The organism is Campylobacter gastrosuis (assembly GCF_030249845.1).
Lineage (GTDB): Bacteria > Campylobacterota > Campylobacteria > Campylobacterales > Campylobacteraceae > Campylobacter_A > Campylobacter_A gastrosuis.
The window spans coordinates 22,780-31,994 of the sequence record NZ_JANURM010000018.1 but is presented as its reverse complement, the minus strand read 5'-3'; the positions used below and the strand labels follow the sequence as shown (position 1 = coordinate 31,994).

Below are 9,215 nucleotides of genomic sequence, written 5' to 3'. Positions count from 1 at the left end.
TTCAAATACTTACAAAAATCTCTGAAATCCAAAATGTTGTCAAGGATAATAAAGATTTACTTCAAATTATTGCAGTGATAAGTGCTTTCACTCAAAAAGAGTTAGGTTTTATGTGCGAAAGTTGAGTCATATAATAATGATACCTATAGCAATATTAATGATGCCAATGACTGAAGCCTTAAGCTTTGCAATATATTTTATTATAGCAATATTAGTTAATACCTCACTTTTTGTAAGGCGTTTGCACGATATAGGTTTAAGCGGTTGGCTAATTTTACCATATTACCTTGGTTTAATATTAGGTAATCTGATATCAAACAACGCATCACCAGAGTTTGGAGCTCTTATTTTGATATGTTGTTTTATATTTTTCTTAGTTGTTGGTTTGACCGCAAGTGTGCCAGATAACAAATATGGCAAAAATCCACACGAAAATTTAAAACAAATATAAAAATAGAATAATTTAAATGGTAGCTTATTACACTCAAAGCGTGTAAATTAGTCGTGAATTAAATAAACAAGGAGTTAGACGATGAAAAAGTTAGTATTTTCTTTGGCAATTTTTGCCACTTTGGGTTTTGCAGATTTATTTGATGAAGGCTTTGAAGCTTATAAAAATGGCGATTATCAAAAAGCTGTTAATTTATATCAAAAAGCTTGTGATGGTGGAGAGGCTAGGAGCTGTTATAATCTTGGAGTTATGTATGCACAAGGACAAGGTGTAAGACAAGACTATCAAAAAGCTGCAAATTTATATCAAAAAGCTTGTGATGGGGGAGAAGCTATGGGTTGTAATAATCTTGGATTTATGTATAAAAATGGGCAAGGCGTAAGACAAGATTATCAAAAAGCTGTAAATTTATTTCAAAAGACTTGTGATGGGGGAGAAGCTATGGGTTGCAATAATCTTGGACTTATATATTATAATGGGCAAGGCGTAAGACAAGATTATCAAAAAGCTGTAAATTTATTTCAAAAGACTTGTGATGGGGGAGAAGCTATGGGTTGCAATAATCTTGGACTTATATATTATAATGGGCAAGGCGTAAGACAAGATTATCAAAAAGCTGTAAATTTATTTCAAAAGACTTGTGATGGGGGAGAAGCTATGGGTTGCAATAATCTTGGACTTATATATTATAATGGGCAAGGCGTAAGACAAAATTTTAGTAAGGCAAAAGAGCTATTTGGCAAAGCGTGTGATTTAGGAGGGCAAAAAAGGTTGCGAAGCATACAAAATTCTAAACAAGCAAGGCGTCAGATAAGCCAACATAAATGTGCCGAGCGTAAAATGCTAGGCGCATTTAAAAATTCATAATCAACACGCACGATTTTTTACTCAAATAGCTTTAATATTTATTTAGAATTTTCAAATAAAATCCGCTTTTGTTTTAGAGAATAGATGAAATGTTTTAAAATTCTAACGTTAGTCGCCCTGTTTTTTGGCTTTTAAGGCTCACAGCTACCAGCACACAAAAATGCGACCGCAAAGGCAAATTACGCTAATTTAGTCTTTTTAATAGAGCAATTTTTGACTAAAAAATGGCAGCATCCGGGCTTTGAAGGCACTTAAATTCTCATTAGCAAATCCGCTGGTTAAGCTACCGATTGGCGTTAATGAGATTTATAAAGGCATTGATATCGTGGTCGTAACTCACGCTCACCTAGACCACTGGGATGATGAGGCGGTCAGGGTTTTGCCAAAGGATATTAAAATTTTAACGCAAAATGAAAGCGACAAAAGCAGGTGTTTAAAAACGTTGAAGCAGTGTCAAAAACTACGACAATAAACGGCGTAAATCTACACAAAATCACGCAAAAATAGGCTAGTGCAAAATTTAGCCCAAATGATAGCGTTGTTTTTGAAAAAATCGGATACAAAACGCTTTATATCGCAAAGGACGCTGTGTATCAAGATAGCGTAGAAATGGCGATTTCTCGCTTTAAACCAAAAATTTTAGTCCTAAATGCAAGGGGAGCTAAAACAATTGGATTTGAAAACGAAAGCAAGGTAATGGGCAAAAACGACGTGCTAAAAATCGCAAAAAAAGCTAATCACCGTGCATTTAGAAGCGATAAACGCAACGACCCTAAGCTGTGATGATTTGCGAAATTTTAGCGATAAAAACGGGCTAAAAAACGTGCTAATCCCAAATGACGGCGAAACGATAAATTTCTAGCGATTATTCGTTTTTTGGGCGTTAAAACGCATTTATAAACGCCCAAAATCCGTGCGAATTTGTAAAGCCAACCAAACGCTTTTACGTTTTAAATTTATTTAAACTCTCGTTTAACCTTTGCGTCATATCGCTTAGCTGGACGGCTAATTTTGTAATCTCATTCATACTTTTTGCGTTTTGCTCTGAAATTTCATCAATGCTTTTTACGCTCACAGCCACGCTATTTAGGCGTTCGCTCGTGCTTATGTATTGAGCGGTGGCGTTTTTTGTCAGCGAAAAAGTTTCATCCATTAGGCGGTTCATCGTTGAGATTTTCTCGTCAATTGAGGCTGAAATTTTAGTCAAATCATCGGCTTTTTTGGCGTTTTGCGTGATTTGCTCGCTCGTTTTTACGATACCTTCAACGATTAAATTTATGCTTGATTGTATCTCGCTAAGGCTGTTTTGCGTGCGTTCGGCTAGGTTTCTCACCTCATCAGCCACGACCGCAAAGCCCCTGCCGTGCTCGCCAGCGCGCGCCGCCTCAATAGCGGCATTTAGGGCGAGTAGGTTTGTCTGGTCGGCTATGTCGCTTATGACTTCAAGCACCGATTTTATGCCCTCGGCGTTTGCCGTTAGCTCTTTTATGCTCTCTGATAGCGAAATTTCAGTCTGTGCGACGGCATTTATCTCGTCGCTAAGTCCCAAAACCGCCTCGCCGACTTCATTGATGTATGAGCGAGTTTGGTTTAAGTTTTCACTACTTTTTTGCGCCTCTTTTAGGGACTCTTCTATCTTTTCTTGCATATCTTTTGCCGTTTGCGTCGTGCTTAGAACGATTTTGCTCTGCTTTAAGATTAGCTCATTCGCACTTGTTGAGGTTTGAGATAGATTTTTAGAAATCATTAAATTTTCATTTGATGAAAATTTTTGGCTCTCAATGGCGTTTTTAAATCCGCCTAAAAGATCGTTTATTGACCCTCTCATTGTTGAAATTTCATCGTTTGAGCTAATTTCAAATTTATAAGTAAGGTCACCCTTGCCCTCTTTGATATCCTTTGCAAAACCGCCAAGCAGACCCACGATATTTAAAATCGGTTTAATAACAATCCCTCTTAAAAGCCATAAAACGACTAAGATTAAAACGAGCGCTAAAATGAATGAGATTATCAAAAATGTAAGGGTATTTTTATGGCTTAAATGTTCTAGCTCAGCCCTCTCTTTTTGCACCTGCGTTTTGATATCATCAATGTAAATTCCACTGCCAATCATCCAATTAAAGGGCTTAAACATCATAGAGTAGCCAAGCTTATCAACTGGCTCAGACCCCTCTTTTTTAGCCCAGCCAAAGAGTAAAAAATCGCCGCCGTTTTGCGCGTTTTTAATGAGTTTGTCTATCAATAAAAGCCCATTTGGGTCTTTTAAATTTATCAAATTTTTACCAACGAGCGACGGCTTTTCAGGGTGCATAACGACCGTGCCGTCCGCTTCGTAAATAAAAATATAACCGCTCTTGTCGGCAAAAAATTTCACCGGCTCAATTGTGGCGATGATTAACTCCTTTATCTCGTTATCGCTCTTGCCGTCAGCCTTTGCACTGGTGTAAATTTGTTGCATTATTTGAGAGAAAGTCTCAACTTCGGTCTTTAACTCGTCTTTTCTAGCCTCAACCAAATCATCGTAAATTTTCTTTGAAAACCACTCCGTGCTTGACGCCGAAAATTTTGCATTTAACGCCGTAAAAACGGCACTCGCTAATAAAATAGATACTACAAAAACCATTATTAGCTTCGTAGAAATTTTCATAAAAGCCCCTTTTTTGTTTTAAAAGTATAATTTTTCGTTAATATTCTATTATTAAAAATATAAAATGTAAATAAAATTTAGATAAAAAATTGAGTTTAGAGATAAAAATTAATTGTTTTTAGCTCAAATTAATATTAAAGCAAAAAATAATTGCCTTTATTGTGAGATGATTTTAAATGTTGTGTAGAAAATTTTTATCAAGATAAGACATTTAGTCTATCGCAGATAAAAATTTTTAAACTCATTTAAAAGCACTCACAAGAAAGCAATTAAACATTGAAGCGAAAGTGCATTACGTCGCCGTCTTGCACAACATACTCCTTGCCTTCAAGCCTCATCTTGCCAGCCTCTTTTGCGGCATTTTCGCCGCCACAGCTGATATAATCATCATAGCTTATTACTTCGGCTCTGATAAAACCACGCTCAAAGTCGTTGTGTATCACACTTGCCGCCTTTGGAGCCTTCCAACCACTAGTAATCGTCCAAGCGCGAACTTCAACAACACCAGCGGTAAAATAGCTAATCAAATTTAGCTTTGCAAAGCTAGTGCGGATTATCTTTTCAAGTCCGCTCTCATCGGCTCCAAGTGAGCTTAAAAGCTCGTGTGCTTCATCATCGCTAAGCCCAACAAGCTCCTCTTCAATCTTAGCGCAAAGCTTGATGACCTCGTGATTTGACGCCGCCGCATACTCACGCACGGCTTTTACGTAGGCGTTATCTTCTGCAATGCCGTCCTCATCAACATTTACGCCATAAATCACATCTTTTGCCGAAAGCAGCCTTAGCTCTTTATTAAGCGCTTTGTAAATTTCGCTATCTTTGCCCTCAAAACTACTTGCCGATTTGCCCTCATTTAGGTGCGAAAGTAACGCATTTGCAAGCCCTAAGCTCTCCTTTGCACCCTTTGCGTTAGCCTTTGCCTCACGTCCCAAACGCTCAATTTTTTTATTTAACTGCTCAATGTCGGCTAAAATTAGCTCGGTGTTAATAATCTCAATGTCGCGCACCGGATCAACTCCACCCTCAACGTGAGTGATATTCTCATCATCAAAACAACGCACGATATGAAGTATCATCTCGGCTTCTCTGATGTTTGAAAGAAACTTATTGCCAAGCCCCTCGCCCTTGCTTGCGCCCTTTACGAGCCCCGCAATATCTACAAATTCTATGGTTGAGTATTGAATTTTATTTGGCGAAACAATTTTTGCTAGCTCATTTAAACGCTTATCAGGCACTGGCACGATAGCTTTATTTGGCTCAATCGTGCAAAACGGGTAGTTTGCGCTCTCGGCGTTTTGTGCCTTGGTTAGGGCGTTAAAAGTTGTTGATTTGCCGACGTTGGGTAAGCCGACGATGCCTACTGAAAGTCCCATAATTATCCTTTAAAATTAATTCTACTTGTTTTATGCCTGCTTGTGCTGCGGGTTTATGCTTTGTTGTAAATAAAAAACCAATACTCACGACCGACAAGGTCGCTCCGTTTGCTTTTTTATTTACGCCTCGCCTAAACATCACATCACTTTGCGATTTACGCTTAAAAATTTTATATTTTTGCTAAAAATAGCATTTTACTTAAAATTAGTTTCATTGCTAATTTGACTAACGCCACGCTTGAAATTTTAAATTCGCCTCGCTATGCTGTGCGATACTTCGCATTTTACGCAAACCGCTCGTAAAATTTTGCGATTTACATTAAAATTTTATATTTTTACTAATTTTGGCTCTTAAAGAACGTAAATCGCAAAGTATTGCGAGGCTTAGACTAGGCGGTTTTAAATTTTACGACGGGAGTTACCAAATGGGTAATGACCGAGTAAAATTTAAAACCAACGACGTATAAGACCGCAAGACGAGCAGGTCTATTTTAAATCCCTAGCAAGTTCGTTTAGGTAGTATAAATTCATTCTCACTCCCGCCCCACTTGCGCCATATTGATTATACCCCCACGCCTTTTGCACGTAGGCGGGACCTGCGATATCTTGGTGCATCCACCTATCTTTATACTCATCTTTTATGAATTTATCAAGAAAAAGCCCAGCCGTTATCGCGCCGCCATAGCGTGAGCTTGAAACGTTACTAACGTCGGCTATTTGGCTTTTTATCAGCTCTTTTAAGTGGTCGTTAAAGTGCAAAATGGTCGTTAGCTCGCCACTTCTGGCGATTTTTTTGCGAAAATCCTCTTTTAAATCCTCGTTATTACCCATCAGACCGCTCGTGTATTCGCCAACGCCCACCACGCAAGCGCCAGTCAGGGTCGCCATATCTATTAAAATATCTGGCTTAAAATCTTGTGCGTAGCTTAGGCAGTCAGCCAATACCAAACGCCCCTCGGCGTCCGTGTTTCTAACCTCTATCGTTACGCCGCTTCGCGAGATTAGCACGTCATCAGGCTTATATGCGTTGCCACCTATCATATTTTCAGTCGCACCCAAAATCGCGTGAATTTCAAACGGCATTTCAAGCTCGCTAGCGCCCTTTATAATGCCAAGCGCGGCGGCAGCTCCGCTCTTATCGGCTTTCATCGTTACCATATAATCGGCTGGTTTTAGGCTAAGTCCGCCACTATCGTAAGTTAGCCCCTTGCCGACAAAAATAATGCGCTTTTTAGCACTCTTTGGCTTGTAAATTAGATGAATTAGCCGTGGTTTATGCACACTGGCGCGATTTACGGCTAAAAATGCGTTCATATTCTCTTTGGCTAAAAATTTCTCATCATAAACCTTGCAAGTTACGTTTTTTAGACTTTTTGCGAGTTCTGTCGCCTCATCTGCCATTTTAGCTGGGGTGTAAATTTCAGGCGTTTCATTTACGATATCTTTTGTAAAATTCGTAGCGTTTGCGATAATTTGCCCATTTTTTATGCCAATTTTTGCCTTATCTAAATCCACGCTCTCTCCGCCAAATTCATCGGTTGAAAAGATCACGCTTTCTAGCTTTTGGCTCTTCTTTTTCTCTTTGTATTTATCAAACTCATAAGAGCCTAAAATAAAGCCCTCAACGACGGCTTGAAGGCTCATCTTAGCGCACCCAGCAAAGTAAATCGCCATTTTTAGGCTCTTAGCCTCGTAGTTTTTAACCGCCTCATAAGCCTTAGCACAACCAACTCTTAATGCCTCAAAATCAAGCTTAGAAATTCCCACATAAAGCGTCTTGCTCTCTTGGATAAAGCACGTCCCAGAGCCGTCAAAACCTAGAAATTTAAAGGCTTTTGCGTCCTTTATAAATTTATGTTTTAGGTTTTTATCCACCACAAAAACAAGGCTGATGTCCGCCTTGATTTTATCAATCGGTTTGTTTTCTATTTTAAAATTCACTTAGTTTTCTCCATTGTTTTTCTTGAAATTTTTAGTATCGTTTTTCTTGGCAAAAATGGCAAGATAAAATCACTTGCAAATTTTAACTCGCCTTGATTAAATGCGATCAGATCGCCCTTTTGCATTGCTTTGTATCCGCAAAGTGCGACAGAGTAGGCGTCTTTTGCTAAATCCCACGCCTTTACGCCGGCTAAATCGCCGTTTTTAACAAAATCGGTCTTAACCGCGCCCGGACAAAGCACGCAAACACTTACGTTTTTATCTCTTAGCTCCTCAAAAAGCGCTTGTGAAAACGAGGTAACGTAGGCTTTTGTAGCGTAATAAACGGCTTGAAGAGGTCCTGGCATAAAACTTGCCATTGACGAAACGTTTAAAATTTTACCGCCGCCATTTTTTATCATCTCATTTGCGTAAATGTGGCAAAGCTCTGTTAGAGCGGTTATGTTTAGATTTATCATCTCGTTAAATTTGCTCAAATTTTGAGAACAAAACTCGCCGTGCCAACCAAATCCGGCGTTATTTACTAAATTATCAATAAAAATCCCATTTTCTTGCGTGATTTTAAAAATTTCAGCCGTTACGTTTGGCTTTGATAAATCACTAGCGATAACTAAAACTTTAACGCCAAATTCATTTTCTAGCTCGTTTTTTAGGGCATTTAGCTTATCTTCGCTTCTTGAAGTTAAAACCAAATCGTTGCCATTTTTAGCAAAAATTTTAGCAAACTCTGCCCCTATGCCACCTGATGCGCCGGTGATTAACGTGCGTTTATTCATTGTTTTCTCCGTTTTTAAAGCCCTTTTTAATCTCGTGCTTTTTGCTTAAAACGTTGTTTTCAAAGCGTTTAAACGCAAAAAATACAACGCCTAAAAACGTCGCTGCAACTGGGATCGCCACATACCAATACTCTTTTGCTTTTGCCAAAATATCAAGGATATGCTCTCCAAGCAGATACGCCGGTATAATCGTAATCGCCGCCCACGCCCACGCTGAAAATAGGTTAATAATCGCAAATTTTTTAGCGTCGTAGCGAGTAAGTCCGATACTCATCGGCAAAATCGTCCTAAGCCCGTAAAGATAGCGTTGGATAAAGATTATCGGCGAGCCGTATTTTTTCATCAAAAGGTGCGCTATGGCGAATTTTCGCCTTTGTGAGCGAAGTTTTTTCGTGATGTAGCGTTTGTTGTAGCGACCGATATAAAAATAGACCTGATCGCCTGCAAATCCGCCAAGTCCAGCGATAAAGATAGCAAGCTCAACGCTCATATGCGTCTGGTGGGCTAAAATCCCAGCCATAATAAGCGCCATTTCGCCCTCTAACATACACCAAATAAATAGGATTATGTAGCCGTATTGGGTCAGTAAATTTATAAAAAATTCCTCCATTTAAACCTCTAAAACACTATAAACTTTTGTAAATTTCTCAATCTCTTGATAGCCGTTTAAATCAACCAAATTTATCAAAAAACACGCCTCAACGCACTCTCCACCGGCGTTTTTAATCAGCTCCATACTAGCCTTTGCCGTCCCGCCAGTGGCGATTAAGTCATCAATTAGCAAAATTTTCGGATTTTTTATGTGATTAAAGGCGTCAATGTGAATTTGCACCTCATCTACGCCGTATTCAAGGCTGTATTTTTGAGAGATTGTAACGTAGGGCAGTTTTTTGGGCTTTCTAATCGGCACAAAGCCCACACCAAGCCTTGTAGCAAGCGCTGCCCCAAAGATAAAGCCACGACTCTCAATCCCAACGATAAAATCAATCTCGTAATTTTCATAACGTGCTTGTAAATGCGACATCAAAAACTCAAACGCCTTTGCATCATTTAAAAGCGTGGTAATGTCACGAAAGACAATGCCCGGGCGTGGGAAGTCATCAATTAAGCGAATAGAGTGCGACAAATACGCTCTATCATCGTCGTTTAAAACCTGCATA

The 9,215-nt window shown here is 39.1% G+C and carries 9 protein-coding genes and 2 pseudogenes; 4 read left to right on the top strand and 7 right to left on the bottom strand.

What is annotated here, in order from left to right; all coding sequences use genetic code 11:
* Positions 1–136 precede the first annotated feature (136 nt).
* The 4 genes from NYG85_RS10075 (at position 137) to NYG85_RS10060 (ending at position 2,101) form a co-directional block, all read left to right on the top strand.
* On the top strand, positions 137–451 hold the full coding sequence (locus NYG85_RS10075) for a DUF805 domain-containing protein (protein WP_284938431.1): 315 nt from the start codon (positions 137–139) through the stop codon (positions 449–451).
* A gap of 81 nt (positions 452–532) precedes the next feature.
* A complete protein-coding gene (locus NYG85_RS10070) occupies positions 533–1,318 on the top strand; it encodes a tetratricopeptide repeat protein (protein ID WP_284938430.1) in 786 nt (261 codons plus the stop codon).
* A 241-nt stretch (positions 1,319–1,559) separates the two neighbouring features.
* On the top strand, positions 1,560–1,790 hold the full coding sequence (locus NYG85_RS10065; protein WP_284938429.1) for an MBL fold metallo-hydrolase: 231 nt from the start codon (positions 1,560–1,562) through the stop codon (positions 1,788–1,790).
* Positions 1,791–1,906: 116 nt separating this feature from the next.
* Positions 1,907–2,101 carry a hypothetical protein gene (locus NYG85_RS10060; RefSeq protein WP_284938428.1) on the top strand — a complete coding sequence of 65 codons (195 nt, stop codon included), beginning with the start codon at positions 1,907–1,909 and terminating at the stop codon, positions 2,099–2,101.
* A 160-nt stretch (positions 2,102–2,261) separates the two neighbouring features.
* Here the strand turns inward: NYG85_RS10060 and NYG85_RS12210 are convergent.
* The 7 genes and pseudogenes from NYG85_RS12210 to NYG85_RS10030 form a co-directional block, all read right to left on the bottom strand.
* A pseudogene (locus NYG85_RS12210) lies at positions 2,262–2,780 on the bottom strand (methyl-accepting chemotaxis protein); the annotation flags it as partial.
* A 600-nt stretch (positions 2,781–3,380) separates the two neighbouring features.
* Positions 3,381–3,941, bottom strand: a pseudogene (locus NYG85_RS12205) (cache domain-containing protein); the annotation flags it as partial.
* A gap of 293 nt (positions 3,942–4,234) precedes the next feature.
* Positions 4,235–5,338, bottom strand: a complete 1,104-nt coding sequence (gene ychF / locus NYG85_RS10050) for a redox-regulated ATPase YchF (protein ID WP_284938425.1) — start codon at positions 5,336–5,338, stop codon at positions 4,235–4,237.
* A 486-nt stretch (positions 5,339–5,824) separates the two neighbouring features.
* Positions 5,825–7,279 carry a leucyl aminopeptidase gene (locus NYG85_RS10045; RefSeq protein WP_284938424.1) on the bottom strand — a complete coding sequence of 485 codons (1,455 nt, stop codon included), beginning with the start codon at positions 7,277–7,279 and terminating at the stop codon, positions 5,825–5,827.
* Positions 7,276–8,055 (bottom strand): SDR family NAD(P)-dependent oxidoreductase, encoded by a 780-nt coding sequence (locus NYG85_RS10040; RefSeq protein ID WP_284938422.1) that lies wholly within the window; start codon positions 8,053–8,055, stop codon positions 7,276–7,278. The genes NYG85_RS10045 and NYG85_RS10040 overlap by 4 nt, the downstream gene beginning before the upstream one ends.
* Entirely contained in the window at positions 8,048–8,665 is a 618-nt protein-coding gene (locus NYG85_RS10035; RefSeq protein ID WP_284938421.1) for a DedA family protein, read from the bottom strand. The genes NYG85_RS10040 and NYG85_RS10035 overlap by 8 nt, the downstream gene beginning before the upstream one ends.
* Positions 8,666–9,214, bottom strand: coding sequence for an adenine phosphoribosyltransferase (locus NYG85_RS10030; RefSeq protein WP_284938433.1), 549 nt, complete (start codon positions 9,212–9,214; stop codon positions 8,666–8,668).
* Between the last annotated feature and the right edge of the window lies 1 nt (position 9,215).